The 17,865-nt window shown below is 64.7% G+C and carries 12 protein-coding genes; 8 read left to right on the top strand and 4 right to left on the bottom strand.

Annotation, left to right across the window (positions count from 1 at the left end; genetic code table 11):
• Positions 1-54: 54 nt before the first annotated feature.
• Together R2834_01005 and R2834_01010 are read left to right on the top strand one after the other, a co-directional pair.
• Complete coding sequence (locus R2834_01005) at positions 55-822, top strand: 3-hydroxyacyl-CoA dehydrogenase (protein MEZ4698879.1); 768 nt, start codon at positions 55-57, stop codon at positions 820-822.
• Positions 819-1,289 (top strand): YbaK/EbsC family protein, encoded by a 471-nt coding sequence (locus tag R2834_01010; protein MEZ4698880.1) that lies wholly within the window; start codon positions 819-821, stop codon positions 1,287-1,289. The genes R2834_01005 and R2834_01010 overlap by 4 nt, the downstream gene beginning before the upstream one ends.
• 5 nt (positions 1,290-1,294) lie before the next feature.
• On the opposite strand, the gene R2834_01015 is transcribed toward R2834_01010, so the two are convergent.
• A complete protein-coding gene (locus R2834_01015; protein ID MEZ4698881.1) occupies positions 1,295-1,978 on the bottom strand; it encodes a hypothetical protein in 684 nt (227 codons plus the stop codon).
• Positions 1,979-2,075: 97 nt separating this feature from the next.
• On the opposite strand from R2834_01015, the gene R2834_01020 reads away from it, so the two are divergent.
• The 3 genes from R2834_01020 (at position 2,076) to R2834_01030 (ending at position 9,069) form a co-directional block, all read left to right on the top strand.
• Positions 2,076-2,558 (top strand): FxsA family protein, encoded by a 483-nt coding sequence (locus R2834_01020; GenBank protein ID MEZ4698882.1) that lies wholly within the window; start codon positions 2,076-2,078, stop codon positions 2,556-2,558.
• 219 nt (positions 2,559-2,777) lie between these two features.
• Positions 2,778-4,187, top strand: coding sequence for a S8 family serine peptidase (locus tag R2834_01025; protein ID MEZ4698883.1), 1,410 nt, complete (start codon positions 2,778-2,780; stop codon positions 4,185-4,187).
• A gap of 313 nt (positions 4,188-4,500) precedes the next feature.
• Positions 4,501-9,069 carry an ATP-binding protein gene (locus tag R2834_01030; GenBank protein MEZ4698884.1) on the top strand — a complete coding sequence of 1,523 codons (4,569 nt, stop codon included), beginning with the start codon at positions 4,501-4,503 and terminating at the stop codon, positions 9,067-9,069.
• A 71-nt stretch (positions 9,070-9,140) separates the two neighbouring features.
• On the opposite strand, the gene R2834_01035 is transcribed toward R2834_01030, so the two are convergent.
• From R2834_01035 to R2834_01045, 3 genes are all read right to left on the bottom strand, one after another.
• Positions 9,141-10,286 carry a hypothetical protein gene (locus tag R2834_01035; protein ID MEZ4698885.1) on the bottom strand — a complete coding sequence of 382 codons (1,146 nt, stop codon included), beginning with the start codon at positions 10,284-10,286 and terminating at the stop codon, positions 9,141-9,143.
• A gap of 102 nt (positions 10,287-10,388) precedes the next feature.
• Positions 10,389-12,923 carry a M56 family metallopeptidase gene (locus R2834_01040; protein ID MEZ4698886.1) on the bottom strand — a complete coding sequence of 845 codons (2,535 nt, stop codon included), beginning with the start codon at positions 12,921-12,923 and terminating at the stop codon, positions 10,389-10,391.
• A gap of 1 nt (position 12,924) precedes the next feature.
• A complete protein-coding gene (locus R2834_01045) occupies positions 12,925-13,320 on the bottom strand; it encodes a BlaI/MecI/CopY family transcriptional regulator (protein MEZ4698887.1) in 396 nt (131 codons plus the stop codon).
• Between the two features lie 212 nt (positions 13,321-13,532).
• Here R2834_01045 and R2834_01050 point away from each other — a divergent pair, with 212 nt between their 5' ends.
• From R2834_01050 to R2834_01060, 3 genes are all read left to right on the top strand, one after another.
• Positions 13,533-14,711 (top strand): homogentisate 1,2-dioxygenase, encoded by a 1,179-nt coding sequence (locus R2834_01050; GenBank protein ID MEZ4698888.1) that lies wholly within the window; start codon positions 13,533-13,535, stop codon positions 14,709-14,711.
• 7 nt (positions 14,712-14,718) lie between these two features.
• Positions 14,719-15,954, top strand: coding sequence for a fumarylacetoacetase (fahA, locus tag R2834_01055; protein ID MEZ4698889.1), 1,236 nt, complete (start codon positions 14,719-14,721; stop codon positions 15,952-15,954).
• A 243-nt stretch (positions 15,955-16,197) separates the two neighbouring features.
• Positions 16,198-17,859 (top strand): T9SS type A sorting domain-containing protein, encoded by a 1,662-nt coding sequence (locus tag R2834_01060; GenBank protein ID MEZ4698890.1) that lies wholly within the window; start codon positions 16,198-16,200, stop codon positions 17,857-17,859.
• Positions 17,860-17,865: the final 6 nt, after the last annotated feature.

Raw genomic sequence — 17,865 nt, forward strand, 5'->3', positions numbered from 1 at the left:
CGGCCATCAGCCAGTTCATTTTGCGATTTTCATTTTGCCTTTTGCATTCCATCCATGGACCCCAAAAAAAGCACGATTCTGATCACCGGCGGCGGCTCCGGGCTCGGCGCGGCGACGGCTGAAGCGCTGGTCGACGCCGGCGCCCGCGTGGTGCTGGCCGACATCAACCCCAACGCCGGCACCGATACGGCCCGACGCCTCGGCTCGAGCGCCCTGTTCATCCGCACCGACGTGACCGACGAAGCCAGCGTCCAGGCCGCGATCGACGCCGCGCACGCGCGGCTGGGTGGATTGCACGGGGTGGTGAACTGCGCCGGCGTGGCCATCGCGCAAAAAACGCTCGGCAAGGATGGACCGCACGACCTCGCCTCGTTCAACCGGGTGATCCAGGTCAATCTCGTGGGCACGTTCAACGTGATCCGGCTCGCCGCCGCCTCGATGGCCGAGAACGAACCCAATGAGGAAGGCGAACGCGGCGTGATCATCAATACCGCCTCGGTGGCCGCCTACGACGGTCAGATGGGGCAGGTCGCCTACGCCGCCTCGAAGGGCGGCATCGTCGGGATGACGCTGCCGCTGGCGCGCGATCTGGCCCGAAACGGCATTCGGGTGATGACGATCGCCCCGGGGCTGTTCGACACCCCGCTGCTCGCCGGCCTGCCCGAAAAGGCGCGCCAATCGCTCGGCGAACAGGTGCCCTTCCCCTCCCGGCTCGGCCGACCGATCGAATACGGCCAGCTGGCGCGGCACATCGTCGAGAACCCGATGCTCAACGGCGAGGTCATCCGGCTCGATGGGGCGATCCGCATGGCGCCGCGATGACGCCGTACGAACGCATCCGCGCGCTCCTCGACGACGCCGGCGTCGCCTACCGGCACATCCACCACGAGCCGACGCCCACGTCCGCCGACTCCGCGCGGGCGCGTGGCGAATCCATCGCGATCGGTGCCAAGGCGCTCGTCATGAAGGTGGATGAAACGTTTCGTCTCTTCGTCCTCAGCGCCGCGCTCCGCTCCGACGCCCGCGCCATCCGCCGCTTTTTCGGCGCGAGCAAATCGCGTTTCGCCACCCCCGAGGAATTGCTCGACCTGACCGGGCTGGTGCCGGGATCGGTGCCCCCTTTTGGCCGGCCGGTGCTCGACCTCGATCTGTTCGTGGATCCGTCGGTGTTTGCGAACGAGCGGATGGCATTTAATGCCGGCTCGCTCACCGATTCCATCATCATGGCGCCCGAGGCGTATCGCGCCCTCGCCAACCCGGTGGTTTTCAGCTTCGCGGAAGCCGGCTAGGCCCGTCAGCGGGCGGCCGGCATCGAGACGTGCAGGTGATCGGCGGTGCCGACGTGCCGGAGCGTATTAAAGCCCATCGCCCAGAAATAGAGCCGCACGAGTCCGTTTGCGATCTCGGAGCGGCCGTGGGTTCGGATGTCCACCGCCTCGACGTAGCCGCTGCCCTGTTTGTAGTGGAGCGACTGCTCGCGCACGGGCAGCCCCATCTTTTTGTAATCCGCCGGCGTGCGCCCCGCATCGGTCACCACCAGATCCCGGTTGACCAGCACGAGCGTGCTCGTCGCGATGCGCAGGATCGGGTGCAGGGAGCGGTAGGTGGACCGGACGCTTTCCGTCTTGACGTTCGAGCTCGAGATGTACATCATCGAATAGCCGCTGTACAGGGCGACGATGAGCAGCATCGTCTTGAACACCCGGCCCGACATCTCCCAGCTCCCAAACCAGCGCCGGCGCAGGTACGCCGTGTAGGCGAAGAGCACGAAGCCCGTCACCACGATCCCGCCGGCGATCGCGACCCACGTATGCATCTGCTGCTGGAGGTAGAGGTAGAGCGAGGTGCGCACCAGCAGGATGAACGGCAGCGCCACGAGGGCGAAGACCGTGAACAGCCCGCCCAGGAATCGACTGGACCAGCTGCGCGTCCGTCGACGCGGCGCGGTTGATGCAGGTAAAGTGGCTGTTTGCGGCATGTGGTACGGAATCTCGCCCGGAACTTCAATCCCGGGCATTCGTCGCTACCGGAGCGTGTGTACGCCGGCCTGTTCGTTACGTTCTAACCCCCACCCCATGTTTTTTCGGCTGCTTTTTCTTTTCGTTGCACTCCCGATCCTCGAACTCGCCCTGCTGGTCAAGCTGGGCGAAGTGATCGGGTTCTGGCCCACGATGGGCATCGTCGTCATCACGGGTCTGCTGGGCAGCACGCTGACGCGCCGGCAGGGGCTGACCGTGTGGCGGCAGTTCAACCTCCGGCTCCAGCAGGGGCAGTTGCCCGGCACCGAACTGGTGGACGGGCTCATCATCCTGGTCTCGGGCGCCTTTCTGCTGACCCCCGGCGTCCTCACCGATTTCGCCGGGTTTCTCGGCCTGATCCCTTTCACACGCGCGCTGATCCGCAGTTCGGTCCTGCGGTTTGTCGAACGCCAGCAGAAAACGGGTGCGTTCCAGGTTCGCATGGAGTTCGGCGGCCGGCGATACGATCCTCCGGAGCCGCAGAGCCCCCCGCTCGAATGGCGGGGCACGCCCGTCGAGCGGCCCGGCGACCAGGCCTAGGCCGACCGCACCGCATCTATTCTACCCACCGAGGATTACAAATCTACTCCGAAAGCTCTTCCGGCGCGGGCGAAGAGCGGCTTGATCGTCTCCCAGCGTGATTCCAGCGGCTGGCACGGGCCTTGTAATCGGGGCGGATACCCCTAGAGATCCCCCCCCGGTCCTGTGTTGCAGGCCCTTGCCTTACGTTCACACTGGAGACGCTCTATGAACAAGCCTATGCTCCCCGCTCGATGGCTAGGAATCGTCATCCTCGGATTGTTGTTTTTTAGTCCGTCGCTCCTGCAGGGATGCGACGCGATGATCGGCGACGATCCGAACGCCATCGACCCCGGCGCCGTCGAGCAGGCGGCGCCAGCGCCAACGGAAGTTTTCCGGCACGCCCAGCTACTCGACAAAGCCCGCACGACCCCCGAGCAGGCCGGCAAGGCCGCGGGCGGCGACGCCACCCTGAACCTGGTGCTCGGTCTGTCGACCTACCAGGCCGACGGCATCACGCCCCGCATTGTCAATAAGTTCGACGTGACGCGCCGGCTCTTAAACAAGTTCGGCGACGGCATCACCATCAAGTCGGAGTTGTCGTCCGTTCTGGACGCGCTCACGCTCACCCTGAGCGAGAGCCAGCTCGATTCCCTGATCGCCATGATCCGCAACGATCCGGACCTCTCCTGGCTCGAACCGGACGCCCTCCTCAACGGCGAACTGCCCCAGGGCGATGCATCGCGCACGAAGCGCCGGCAGATGGTATCCTGGAGCGTGCCGGTTGTTGGCGGAGCTTCCAAACCACCCAAACCCCTGGATTCGAATCGGCTCCGCGTTTACGTGATGGATACGGGCGTCAACCCGATCAACGACCTGAACGTGGTGGAGTCCGTCGACTTCACTCCCTACATGGAGCTTCGCGTGCCCGGCGTAAATGTTCTTGAAGGGATGCGGACCATGAACCCCAACCGGGATCGCCCCGACTCGCTGGGTCACGGCACCCATATCGCCGGCATCATCGGTGCGCGCGACAATGACGGCGGCGTGCTCGGGCTCTTCCCGGATGTGCCGATCCACAGCATCAAGGTGATGAACAGCGCCGGCGTGACGGACATGACGGTGCTCCTGAAGGCGGTCGAATACATCCTCCAGGAAAAAGAGGCCAATCCGGATCTCAACATCGTCGTGAACATGAGCCTCGGGGCCGACATCGAATCGCGCCAGTACAACGCGCTCGACTTGGCCATCGCCAAATCGATCGGCGTCGGCATCGTGTACGTGGTGGCGGCCGGCAACGAAGGGGTCGATATGAGCACCTACTCGCCGGCGCACGTCGCCGAAGCCATCACCGTCGCCGCCTACGACCAGCAGAATGTGTTCGCGCCCTACTCGAACTATGGCGCCGGCGTCGACCTGCTCGCGCCCGGCACGGACGTCCTCTCCCTCTCGGCCTTCGGCAGCGACGTGTTGATGCTTTCCAGCGGCACGTCGATGGCTACCCCCCACGTGACCGCGATGGCGGCCCGCTATCTGACGCAGAATCCGGGCAGCTCGGCCAGTGAGGTGCGCGATCGGCTGGTGAGCGGCGCGCGGTATGGCATCCAGGCGGTGCCGGCGAACACCACCGATGGCTCCGTGACCAACTAGGGTGTGTTGACAGTCAATAACCCTTTCGGAACGACCAGCACCAGGGACGCCACCCCGACCAAAGGAAAAAATAAGAAGTAACGCACACCCGAAACTGCAAACGCCAAGCTCCATCCCTTGCCGGCGTTTGCACGTCGACCCATAGCACAGAGAAAGCAGGCCGCAAGGCCTGCTTTCTTCTGTTTTACCCGGGCGCTGCGTCGGTCCAGATGGCGGTTCAGATGGCGGCGTTTCCGGCGTTCTACACGTTAAGAATGCCGCCTGGCGGCCGATCCTTTCCTCATATCCATGGATTCGCAGCCCAATACCCTACGTGCCACTCCCCCGGTCCATACACCGCTATTTGCTTTATGCCGGCCTGGTCTGCTGCCTGTTGCAGCCCCAGGCTGCGCCGGTTTACGGCCAGGAAGCCCTGCGTCTTTCGCCGGAAAAAGCGATCAGCCAGTATGTCTTCGAATCCTGGCACGAGGACGATGGCCTGCCCCAGAGTTCCGTCATGGGCATCGCGCAGACACCCGACGGTTTTCTCTGGCTCGCCACGGATGAAGGACTGGTTCGCTTCGACGGCGTCGCATTCGATACCTTCGACAAGCGGACCGACGACGCCTTCGCGATCAACGACATCGTCACCATCCTGGCGGGTCGCGACAGCGTGTTGTGGATCGGCACCCGTGGCGGCGGCCTGCTTCGGTACGACGGGGCGTTTTCACGGTTCGACGAAGCCAGCGGGCTTACCAGCCATTTTATCACCACCCTGTACGAAGACGCCGCCGGCACCATCTGGGCCGGCACGTACGGAGGCGGTCTGCTCGCCTACCGCGGCCCCGATGGCTTCGAGGCCTACGGCGCGGACGCCGGCCTGCCGGGCGACTTTATCAGCGTAGTAGCCGAGGATCCATCCGGTCAGCTCCTCGTCGGCACCGAGGACGGGATCGTGCGCTGGGATGGCGAACGGTTCGTTCGCGACGACCGCCCGGGCGCGCCCGCCGGCCTCATCAGCACCCTCTACGCCAACCCCGGAGGACGCCTCTGGGCCTCCACCGGCGAGGCCGGCCTGTACCTTCTCGAAAACGGCGCCTGGACCGACTGGACCGATCGTCTGCAACTCGGCGAAGGGTATGTGACGGATATGCTGTCGGACAACGCCGGCAGCACGTGGTTCGCCGCCACCGGTGGCCGGCTTTACCGCCTCGCCGGCAACGGCTTCGAGCCGTTCACCTCCGAAAAGGAATTCGCCACCAACGACCTGACGTCGCTGTTTCAGGATCGGGAGGGCAGTCTCTGGGTGGGCTCCCGCTTCGGGGGGCTCCACCGGCTTCGCAGCGGCAAGTTCACGCCGCTGGGCATGCCGGAAGGGCTGCCGAACGACCACGTCGCCTCGGTCTACGAGGCCCCGGACGGCTCGATGTGGTTCGGGACGGCCGAAGGAGCGGCCCGGATGCGGCCCGACGGGACGATCGAGCGGATCTCCACCGCCGAGGGCCTCGGGAGCGACGAGGTGCTGGCCATCATCGGCGATCGGGCCGGCAGGGTCTGGATCGGCACCTACGGCGGCGGTCTGGCGCAATGGGATAACGGCCGCATTACGCGGTATACGACCGAGCAGGGGTTGGTCAGCGACAACATCTTCGCCCTCTTCGTCGCGCCGGACGATGCCCTCTGGATCGGCACCGACGCCGGCGTGGGACGCCTGGAACGCGGCGCCCTCACATCCATCACCAGCGCCGACGGGCTCTCGAGCGACTTTATCACCGCCTTCGCCGCCGGCGCCGACGGCAGCGTATGGATCGGCACGTACGACTCCGGCATCAACCGGTACCTCGACGGCGCGATCACCGCCGTGAACATGGAAAGCGGGCTGAGCAGCGACGCCGTGCTCGCCCTCCACGGCGACGCGGGGGGCGACCTCTGGATCGGCACGTACGGTGGGGGCCTCAACCGCTTGCGCGGCAATGACATCGTGGCCGTCACCCAACGGCAGGGGCTGTACAACGACAACGTATACGTCATCCTGGAAGACGCCGAAGCACGGCTCTGGATGACCTGCAACAAGGGCGTATTCCGGATCGACAAGGCCGATTTCGAGCGGCTGGCCGCCGGCGACACGACGGCTATCGCCGGCGTCGCGTTCGACCGCTCCGACGGCCTGCGCAATGCGGAAGGCCTCGGCGGGCAGCAGCCCGCCGGCTGGCGCTCGCGCGACGGTCGGCTCTGGTTCACCACCATCGCCGGCGCCGCCGTGATCGACCCGGCCGCGATCCCCTCGAACACCCTGCCCCCGCCCATCGCGATCACCGGGCTGTTCATCGACGACCGGGCCGTCGCCATCGATTCCACCATCACGATCCCCCCGGGCTCGCACAAACTGCGATTCGCCTATACCGCAACGAGCCTCATCAATCCGCACCGCGTCGCGTTTCAAACCATGCTGTCGGGCGCCGACGTTACCTGGGCCGAGCCGACGACGCGGCGGGAATCGTTTTACACCAACCTGGCCCCCGGCGACTACGCCTTCCATGTCCGCGCGCGAAACGACGACGGCGTATGGAACCATCGCGCCGCAAAATTGAGCCTGTATCTGGAGCCGTACTTTTATCAGACCCTCTGGTTCAGGCTGCTGTGTCTCGCCGGACTGATCGGCGGCGTCTTCCTCGCCTATCGCGTGCGCATGCTCCAGATGAAGGCGCGCCAGGAGGAACTGGAGCGCACCGTGGAAGAGCGCACCCACGATCTGCGTATCGAAAAAGAACGCACCGAAAAAGCCAAGGAAGTCATTGAGGCGCAGGCTGATAAACTCCGCGAGCTGGACCGTTTCAAGACCCGCTTCTTCGCCAACCTCTCGCACGAATTCCGAACCCCGCTGACGATGATCATCGGGCCGCTGGAAAACCTCATTTCCGGGGCGTACGGTTCGGTCAGCGAGGCGGCCGTCCGCCAGGGGCATATCATGCTCCGCAACGCGCAGCGGCTCCTTCGCCTGATCAACCAGCTGCTCGATCTGTCGAAACTCGAAGCCGGCAAGATGGAGCTGCGATCCCGCGAGCGCAACATCGTGCCTTTCGTCGAGGGCATCGTCTACTCGTGCCTCCCCCTCGCCGAAACCAAAAAGATCGCGCTCAACTTTACCAGCGACATCGAACAGGCGCCCCTGCATTTCGAGCCGGACAAGCTGGAAAAGGTATTCTTCAACCTGCTCTCGAACGCACTCAAGTTCACGCCGGCGGAAGGAACGATCGACGTGACCGTCACCGATCTGCCGACACCGACCGCCGCGATGCGGGAAGGGGCAATCCAGATCGCTGTGCGCGATACTGGCAAGGGCATCCCCGAGGGTGACCTGCCGCACGTGTTCGATCGCTTCCATCAGGTGGACGGATCCAACACGCGCGAGCATGAGGGCACCGGCATCGGACTGGCCCTCGTCCAAGAACTGGTGCTCCTCCACAAGGGGGAGATCGAGGTGGAAAGCACGCTCGGGGTCGGGACGACGTTCACGGTGCGCTTCCCGAAAGGCAAGGCGCACCTCAAGCCGGAAGAGATCGCGGTCGACAGCGACATCCCCGAGGCCATGCTGGCGCGCGGCGCGCTGACCGAACTGGCCATCGAGGGCGCCGACCTGGATCATGAGCCGCCCGCCGAAGCCGGCGATACGCCCGCTCCGGTAGCCAAGTCCGACAAGCTGGTCCTGGTCGTGGAAGACAACCCCGACGTCCGCGAATACGTTGCCGGCATTCTGGAGGCGACGTACCGGGTGATCACCGCCGTCGACGGGGTCGACGGGCTCGACAAGGCGCGGACGCAGATGCCCGACCTGATCGTGAGCGACGTGATGATGCCGCGGATGGACGGCAACGAGATGTGCCGGCGGCTCAAGGAAGATCCGCGCTTCAATCACATCCCCATCATGCTCCTCACGGCGCGCGCCACGAACGACCTCCGGATCGAGGGCCTCGAAGCCCGCGCCGACGACTTCCTCGCCAAGCCGTTTAATGCGCGCGAGTTGATGACCCGCGTGGCCAACCTGCTCATCCTGCGCGAGCAGGAAAAGGAGCTCAAGCGCCTGAACGAGCACCTCGAAGTGGAAGTCGCCAACCAGCTCGAATTGATTCTCTCCGAACGGCTCAAATACGAGGCGGAGCTGCTGGTGGCGAAGGAGGAAGCCGAGCGCTCCTCCCGGCTCAAGTCGAGCATCCTCGACAACGTCAATCACGAGTTCCGGACGCCGATCGCCGGCATCGTCGGCAGCAGCGACCTGCTGGCGATGGAAGTGCCCGAAGACCTCCGCGAACTGGTCGACATCATCAAGATCAGCGCCGACCGGCTGATGCGCACCCTCAACGCGGTGGTCGAACTCGGGGCCCTGGAGAGCGAGAGCTACGTGCTGCATCCGTATCAAACGGATGTGCTCGACGTGCTGGAAGAGGTCCTCGAACAGCAGTTCGTGCGCGCCCGCTCAAAAGATCTCGACCTGCAGTACCAGGTCAACGACGAAAGCCTGCCGGCCGTGATCGATCCCATGGCCCTCCGCAGGGTGTTCGAACTGATCATCGACAACGCGATCAAGTTTACGACCGAGGGATCGATCAACGTGCACGTCGAGAGCGACAGCGACGTGGTACAGATCCGCGTTCAGGACACCGGCGTCGGGATGGATGCCGAGTTCATGCAGCACGTCTTCGAGGCGTTCGTCCAGGAAAGCAACGGGATGACGCGCGACTACGAAGGATGCGGCATCGGCCTGACGATCGCGCATCGCCTCATCGACAAGATGGGCGGACAGATCCGCATTGAATCCGAAAAAGGAGTCGGCAGCACCTTCACGGTCGAGATCCCCGCCCGCGCCGGCAAATCGCTCGCCAATACGGAGATGGTTTATAATTGAAGGGTTCGAGGTTTGAGGTTCAAGGTTTAAGGTAAGCCGCCTTAAACCTTGAACCTCAAACCTCGAACTCTTCAATTCCGCACCGTCTTCAAGAGCACCCCGTCTACCCCGTGGATGCGCATGTCGATGAGTTGCTGGAGGGTCGGGGTATAGCCGGCCTCTTTCACTTCCCGGATGAAGCGCTCGCTGACGCCGTGGATGCGCAGCTCGACGAGCCGGTCCAGCGACACGTCGCGATAGCCTAAATCCGCCAGCCCACCGATGAATTCCGTCGATACGCCGTGGATCCGCAAAGCGACCAGGCGATCGACATCGGGCCTTTTGTAGCCGAGAGCCTCCAGGTCGCGCACGAACGCCGGCGAAACGCCATGGATGCGCATCGCCTGGAGCTGATCCATCGTCAGGGAGCGATACCCCGCGCGGGAAAACTCGTCGATGTACGCCACGGTAACCCCGTGGATGCGTGCCGACACCAGGTTATCCACCGTGAGCTTCGGAAAGCCCGCCTTCGCCATCTCCGCGACGAACTCCGGCGTCACCCCGTGGATACGCATCGCCGTCAGCTGATCGATCGAGAGGTCGGAAAAGCCGGCCTTCGCCATCTCCGCGATGAACTCGGGCGTCACCCCGTGGATGCGCATCGCCATCAGGTCGTCCTTCGGGATGTCGCGGTACCCGGCGGCTTGCAGGGATCGGATAAATGCGGGCGAGACGTCGTGAATCCGCATCGCGACGAGGTCGTCGTACGGGAGGCCGGCGTAACCCAGTTTCCCCAGTTCCTCCACGAACGGGATGGTCACGTCGTGGATCGCAAGCGTGAACACCTGGCTCAGCGTGAGATTCGCATACCCCAGCCGCCCCATGGAGCGGACGTAGGCGTCGTCCGTGGTGAAGGTGAAGGACCCTGAACCGGTCTCGTCGACGAACTGCCCCGTGAAGACGAACTCGCCGGCTTCGCGCCGCATCGTGAAGGTGACGTCGGCCTTCCCGCTGTTTCCGGGCGCGATCGCCATGCCGTCCAGGTCCTTGAGCGGCAGCTGGGTGCTGAAGCCGTGGCGCTCGCCGTCGGCCGAGGCCCGGATCGTCACCCAGAGCGATTCCGTGACCTGGTGCCACCGGTTGTGCTGGAATTCGCCGATCCACGTCCCTTCCATGCGGTCCGCCGGCGCGGCGCCCATCGTGAGCAGGACGGTGAATAAAAGGGCTAGTCGTGTCATGGGTTTCTGGATTCGGGTTTTGGGATGCGGGAAGGACGCACCTCGCCCGGGGCGCCCCAAAACAGCGCCCTCAAGGTCCGATGCTTGTTGTCCGATGTGATCCTACCGGTTGCCCCGGAGTGATTTGACGTACTCCGCGTCCACGCCGTGCCGGCGCATGTCGATGAGCTGCTCGATCGTGACGTCGCGGAGGCCGGCGTCGCGGATGTCGCGGACGTACTCCGCATCCACCCCCTGACGCCGGAGTTTGAGCAGCTGCTCCGTCGTCGCGTCGATGCCGAGGGCCTTCATCTCGCCGATGTATTCGGCGTCGAGCCCGTATTTGCTCATCTGGATGAGTTCTTCGATCGACAGGTTCGCGATCCCCTGCTCGCGGAGGCCATCCACGAGATCCGAATCGACCCCGTATTTGCTGGCGGCGATGAGTTCGTCCGGCGACACCTCGCTGTAGCCGGCACGCGCCAGGGCTTCGACGAGCTCCTGGTCGACGCCGTATTTGCTCATCCCGACCAGGTCATCGAGCTTCAGGTTTTTGTACCCTGCTTCGTTGAGGGTCGCGACCAGCTCCTCGTCGACCCCGTATTTGCTGGCCATGATCAGCTCCTCGGGCGACACCCGGTCGTACCCGTAGCGGTTCAGCGTTTCTATCAGGTCGGCATCGACGCCGTACTTGCTCATGGCGACCAGGTCATCGAGGGTGAGGTCGGTGTAGCCGGCTTTATCCAGGGTCGCGACCAGATCCTGGTCTACCCCGTATTTGCTCGCCTTGATCAGTTCGTCTACCGGGACGCGATCGTAGCCGTGCCGGCTGAGCATGTCGATCAGCTCGATATCGACGCCGTATTTGCTCATGGCCACCAGATCCTCCCGGGAGAGGTCGGTATAGCCGGCGTCGCGCATGGCGCGGACAAAGTCCAGGTCCACCCCGTACTTGCTCATCGCCGCGTAGTCTTCGAGCGTCAGGTCGTCGAATCCGATATCCCGCATCCGGGCGATATACTCGGCATCGGCTCCGTAGCGGCCGAGCATAATCAGATCGGCATACGTGAGGTCGTTGAAGCCCATGGCCCGCAGCGACTTGATGAACTCCGCATCCACCCCGTACTGACGCAGCTTGATGATCTGGTCGATCGAGAGCGAGTCGACCGGGGTGTGGTCGTGGGATTCCTCACCGCCCTGCCAATCGATCGCGGGGATATCGATGTCGATGTCCGGGATGTCGATGTGCAATGCCGGGAAATTGAAGTCGAATCCGGGGATATCGATATGCATTTCGGGAATGTCGATATCGATCGGCGGGATGTCGATGTCGATATCGGGCACGTCGATATCCATCTCGGGCACGTCGATGTCGAAATCCGGGATGTCGATGTCGATATCGGGCACATCGACGTCCACGTCGATCGGTTCGTGCACCATGCGCGGCGCCGGCGGCCGAGGCGGTGTCGGCCGCGCCTGCTGGGCCTGTGCCGGCTGCAGCGCGGCGAGGGGCAGCACGAGGCTGGCGACGAGCGAGAGGGTCAGCATCGTGCCCAGCCGGTTCTGGCTGCGCCGGCGGAACGGGTCGAGGATCGAGAGCAGCCGGCCTTCCAGCTGCGAGCCGCGCGCCATCGAGACGGCCGCGACGGTGGACCACTCCGCTTTCTTGAGCATGCGCGCCGTTTCCAGCAGCGTTTCAGCGTACCGCGAGGGGTCCGCGCCCGAGACGAGCACGAGATCGTCGCACGACCGTTCCCGCTCGATACGCATCTGCCAGGCGGCCATCCATACAAGCGGATTGAACCAGTACACCGCGCACACGATGTTCGTCAGCAGCTGGAAGAGGCAATCGTACCGTTTGATGTGCGCGAGTTCGTGCAGGAGCACGGATTCCTTGCGCGCCTCGTCCCACGCATCCGCATCTTCCGGCAGCACGACCACCGGGCGCCAGACACCGATCGCCATCGGCACCGAGGTCCACGAGCTCATCCGGAGCCGCACCACCCGCCGGATCCCCATCCGGCGTGCGGCCGCTTCGGCCATCAGGTGCCAGTTCTCGTCGTCCACGAACGACGCGCGGTTGACGAGCAGGCGGGCGCCGGCGTGGGCGAGCACGAGGCGAACGATGACCGCCAGCGCCCCGAGCGCCCAGATCAGAAAGGCCCACTGCGTCCAGTGCATCCGGCCGACCGCCTCCCGCACCGAAGCAGGCATCCAGGAAAACGACGGCGTAACAGCGTCCTGATAGACGGGCGCTGCAGCAGCCGCCGGCGCGACAGCTCGCGACGGCGCCGCGGGCGCCGGTTTCGCGGCCGGCGCGGGCGTGACGGCAGGCGCCGCGGCAGGCTTCCAATCGGGCTCGTTCGCCGGGGACGCCGGAGCCGGCGCATCGGCCTGCTGGGGCGCGGGCGTGACCTGCGGCAAAAACGCCACCTGCCAGGCCGGCACGACCTGCCCGATAAACGGCAGCAGGAAGACGCCGAGCAGGGCCGAACACCAGATCATATAACGGGTCGCCGCCGCGCTGTGCCGCAAGGCATAGGTCAGCAGGCCGGCGGCCGACAGAAGAAGCGTCCCCTTCGCGAGGATAATGGCCATGTCCGAGGCCCAGGGGCGCAGATCGGAGGCCAGAGTCGGAATGTCGATAAGGAATAGCATGCTAGTTTTCCTCCTGTTGTTTGGCCTGTTCGATCAGCGCGGACAGCCGGTCGAGGTCGGAATCGCTCAGTTCATCTCCTTTCAGATCCAGCAGCGCCGATACGACGCGGTCGGCGGATCCGTTAAAGAAAGCCTGCACCATGTAGCTCATGGCGGAGCGGCCGGCTTCGTCCGGCGAAATCGTCGGTGAAAAGATGTAGCGCGCCCCGTCGCGGCGGTGCTTGAGGTGCCCCTTCTCTTCCAGGATACGCAGCATCGCGCGCACCCCGGAGTACGTGGGCGGATCGACGATCCCTTCCATCACTTCGGCGGCCGTCGCCTCGCCCCGCTTGTAGATGAACGTCATGATCTGACGTTCGCGGGCGCCAAGGTCCATCGGCGATTTTTTTCGTTTCATAGCGGTTTTGTCGCGTGGATCGCCCCCTGCCGACAGGGCTTCGGGCGATTCGTCTATGCTAGAATACTAGCACCCTACGGGCAACATACGGAGAAGATGCAGCGGCGTCAATAGAATATGCTACTTTTATAGCACTTTTTCTGAATGAAACCCCCGCCGGCCCGAATTGTGAAAGCAAAAGACGTTCAACCCTGAACCGCGAGGACCCCGACATGCCCATCTACCATCGCCTTGGCGCCATGCCCGCCAAACGCCACACCGTGTTTCAAAAAACCGGAGGCGGGCTCTATCATGAAGAACTCTTCGGGACGATCGGCTTCGACGGGATGTCGTCGCTGATGTATCACATCCACCGCCCGACGATGGTGAAGGAGATCGCCGGCGCGGCGGATGCCGCCCCCAAGATCGCGGTCGACCGCAACCTCAAGGCCCGGCTCTTCAAGGGATTCCAGATCTCGCGCCGGGACGACTTCCTCCAGAGCCGCGAGACGCTGCTCGTCAACAGCGACATCCACATCGGTCTGGCCGCGCCCCGGACCTCGATGACGGACTACTTCTACAAAAACGCCGACGCCGACGAGTTGCTCTTCATCCACGAGGGCCGGGGCACGCTCCGCACCATGCTCGGACGCATCCCGTTCGAACCGGGCGACTACGTAGTGATCCCGCGCGGCACGATCTATCAGATCGATTTTGAGACCACGAGCAACCGCCTGCTGTTCGCCGAATCCTTCCACCCGATCTATACGCCGAAGCGGTACCGCAACTGGTACGGCCAGTTGCAGGAGCACGCGCCGTTTTGCGAGCGGGACTACATCCTCCCGCGCGACCTGGAGACGCACGACGAACTGGGCGACTTCGTCATCAAGATCAAGAAACAGGGCATGCTGCACGAGGTCGTCTACGCGGCGCACCCGTTCGACCTCGTGGGCTGGGACGGCTACAATTTCGCGTACGGCTTCTCCATCCATAACTTCGAACCCATCACGGGGCGCATCCACCAGCCGCCGCCCGTGCACCAGACGTTCGAGACCACCGCGTTCGTCGTCTGCTCCTTCTGCCCCCGGATGTACGACTACCATCCCGACGCCATCCCCGCCCCGTACAACCATTCGAACATCGACTCCGACGAGGTGCTCTATTACGTCGACGGCGACTTCATGAGCCGCAACAACATCGATCGGGGCCACATCACCCTGCATCCGGGCGGCATCCCGCATGGGCCGCACCCGGGGGCGTATGAGCGGAGCATCGGCAAGAAGGAAACCCAGGAGCTGGCCGTCATGATCGACACGTTCAAGCCGCTCATGGTCACCGAAAACGCCCTGGCGCTGGACGACGGCGCCTATTTCCAATCCTGGCTTGACCAGCCGCTCAACATCATCACCTGACCGGCCCATGCCCGCATCGTGGATTCCCATTCCCGCCGATTCTGATTTCTCGCTTCACAACCTCCCGTTCGGGATTTTTTCCGCACCCGGCCGGCTCCCCGGGGCCGGCGTGGCCATTGGCGACCAGATCCTGGACCTGGCCGCCGCGGCGTCGGCCGGCCTCTTCGAGGGGCTGACACTCGACGCGTCCGTATTCCGCCAGCCCTCGCTCAACGCCTTCATCTGGCTCGGCAAGGGGATGACGAACGCCGTTCGAGACCGCATCGCGGCGACCCTGGTGGACCCGGATTCCCCGCTGCGCGGCTCCAGGGCGCTGGTGGCCCAATCGGACGCCACGATGCATCTGCCGGTGGAGATCGGGGACTATACCGACTTTTATTCGAGCATCGACCACGCGACCAACGTCGGCAAGATGTTTCGGGACCCCGATCATGCGTTGCTGCCCAACTGGCGGCATATCCCGGTCGGGTACCACGGCCGCGCCTCTTCGATCGTCGTGAGCGGGACACCGATACGCCGGCCGTGGGGACAGGTGCTTCCCCCAGCCGCCGAGTCGCCCATCTTCAAACCCACCGGCCGGCTCGACTTCGAACTCGAGGTCGCCTTCGTGATCGGAAAAGACAGCGACCTCGGCGATCCCGTACCGCTCCACGATGCCGAGGCGTACATCTTCGGCCTCGTCCTGTTCAACGACTGGTCGGCCCGCGACATCCAGAAATGGGAATATGTGCCGCTCGGCCCGTTCCTCGCCAAAAATTTCGGCTCCTCGATGTCGCCCTGGGTCGTTCCCCTCGAAGCGCTCGAAGCCTTCCGGATCGCCGGCCCGATCCAGGAGCCGGCCGTCCTGCCCTACCTGCGCAGCGAACATCCGGGGCATTTCGACATCCCGCTCGAGGTGAGCCTCACCCCGGAGGACGGACCGGAGACCGTGGTGAGCCGTTCGAATTTCCGGCACCTTTACTGGAGCATGGCCCAGCAACTCGCGCATCACACCGTGAACGGGTGCAACGTACGCGTGGGCGACGTCCTGGCCTCGGGCACCATCAGCGGTCCGGACGCCGGCGCCTACGGCTCCATGCTCGAACTGGCCTGGGGCGGCAGCAAGCCGCTATCGCTCGCCGGCGGAGCCTCACGCGCCTTCATCGAAGACGGCGACACGGTCACCCTGCGCGGACAGGCCCGAAAAGGCGTCATCACGGTCGGGTTCGGGGAAGTCCAAACCCGGATTCTACCCGCCCGCTGAATAGCTTCTGTCTGAAAAATATTTCAGACAGAAGCGTATCCTGAATGTGATTCAGGATCCAACGCTGTTTTGGAGGTATTTGGGTGCTCCGGTACGACCCGAACGAATTTTCAGTCACAGCCTGGATCGCCCACATTTCATCTTTTTCCCGTCCGTTCGACGGTATGCCGGCCCGCTTCCCCGTGTCTATTGAAAGAAACAGGCGTCCACCGCGCCCTGGTTTCCCCTTTCGACAGACACGCCATGCCCATCGGCCGCACCCTGCTTTTCCTCGCCGCACTGGCGACGCACACCTGCCCTTCGGGAGCTCAGGACAACGCCTGGATCTGGGCGGACACCCTGGACCTGCAAGCCGGCGCGGCCGGCGTGGCGCCTCTTTTTGCAACGGCCCTGCCCGCCGGCGAGGTATACAGCTTCCAGCTCGACGTCATTTTCGACCCCTCGGTGCTGGCGATTGAAGACATCTCTACCCGGGGCACCCTTTCGGAAGGGGGTCTGCTTTACTCGGCATCCCCTGCGCCGGGACGCGTCCGGATCGCCTTTGCGACCGACTCGCCGCTCGCGTCGGAGGGCGCGCTGTGCCACCTCCTCATCCGGGCAGGCGATCAGGCCGGCGCAAGCGCACTGACCCTGGAAGCGGTGCTCCTCAACGAAACCCCGCCCGGTCGCCCCGCCGGACCGGGACGCGTGACCCTCAGCGAGGCCCCGCCGCTGCCGGCGCGTTTCGCCGTACCGGATACCCTGGCCGAAGCCGGCCGGCCGATCCGTCTCCCGCTGCGGCTTTTTGGAAGCGCCGTGCCCGTCTACAGCCTCGAACTCGATCTGCGGTACGACGCCGGGGCGCTGGCCCTCGTTGCCGTCGATCCCGCCCTGACCAGCGCCCTGTATCGCGTGGATCCCCGCGAGCCGGGGCGGCTGAGCGTCTACATCGCCTCGGCCACGCCCTGGCCACCGGAAGCCGACCTGTTCGCCATGACCTTCGACCCGGTAGCGGAAGCGAAGGACACGCGCCTCACGCTGGCGTCGGCGCGCCTGAACGAAACGCCGGCATCCACCGCCCTGTCGGGCGGCCACATTCGGCTCCGCCCGCCCGTTATCCCGGGCGATGTCGATGGCGATCGCACGATCTCCCCCGACGACGCCTGGCGGGTGCTCGACTTCCTGGCGAGCCTGACGGCGTTCGACGACCGGCAAACCCGCGCGGCGGAGGTATCGGGAAACGGCAGTATCACCTCCTACGACGCCGCGCTGATCCTGCAACGCGCCGCCGGCACGCTCCCCTGTTTTCCGGTCGAGGCAGCCTGCGCGGCGGGCAAACGCCGGCCAGACGATGCCGGTTTCGTCTACTGGGATGCCCCCCCAGGCGGAGCACTGGCGGTCGGCTTCACCGCCGGCGATAACGCGACGCACGGCCTGACCGTGCGCCTGCCGATCGACGCCGGCCTCGAATCAACACGGTTGCCGGACGACTGGCAGATGCGCACGTTCAGTGAGGGCGCGTATCGGACGACCGTGATGGCCGGCCCGACGGCGCTGCCCACCGGCCACATCGCGCTGCTGCGTCCGCCCGCGACGCCGACCGCGCCGGCGACCCTCGTGGTCGACGACCGCGTGTTCACCCTCGACTGGCCGGCACGAGGCGTGCCCGGCGCACCGGACCTCATCGCCTACCCCAACCCGGCCGCCGGGCCGACGACGGTGCGCTTCTCAACCGAGCAGGAAGGCCCGGCCGTCCTCGTCCTGTACGATGCGATCGGCCGCGAACGCGTCCGGCTCGTCGACAACCCGCTGCCCGCCGGCGAGCACGCGGTGACCGTCGGACGCCGCGGCCTCCCGGCCGGCGTGTATTTCCTGGTGCTGAAAACCCCTCGAGGACGATCCTCCCGCAAACTCGCCTTCCTCTGACCCCCT

The sequence above is a fragment of the Rhodothermales bacterium genome (assembly GCA_041391505.1).
Lineage (GTDB): Bacteria > Bacteroidota > Rhodothermia > Rhodothermales > JAHQVL01 > JAWKNW01.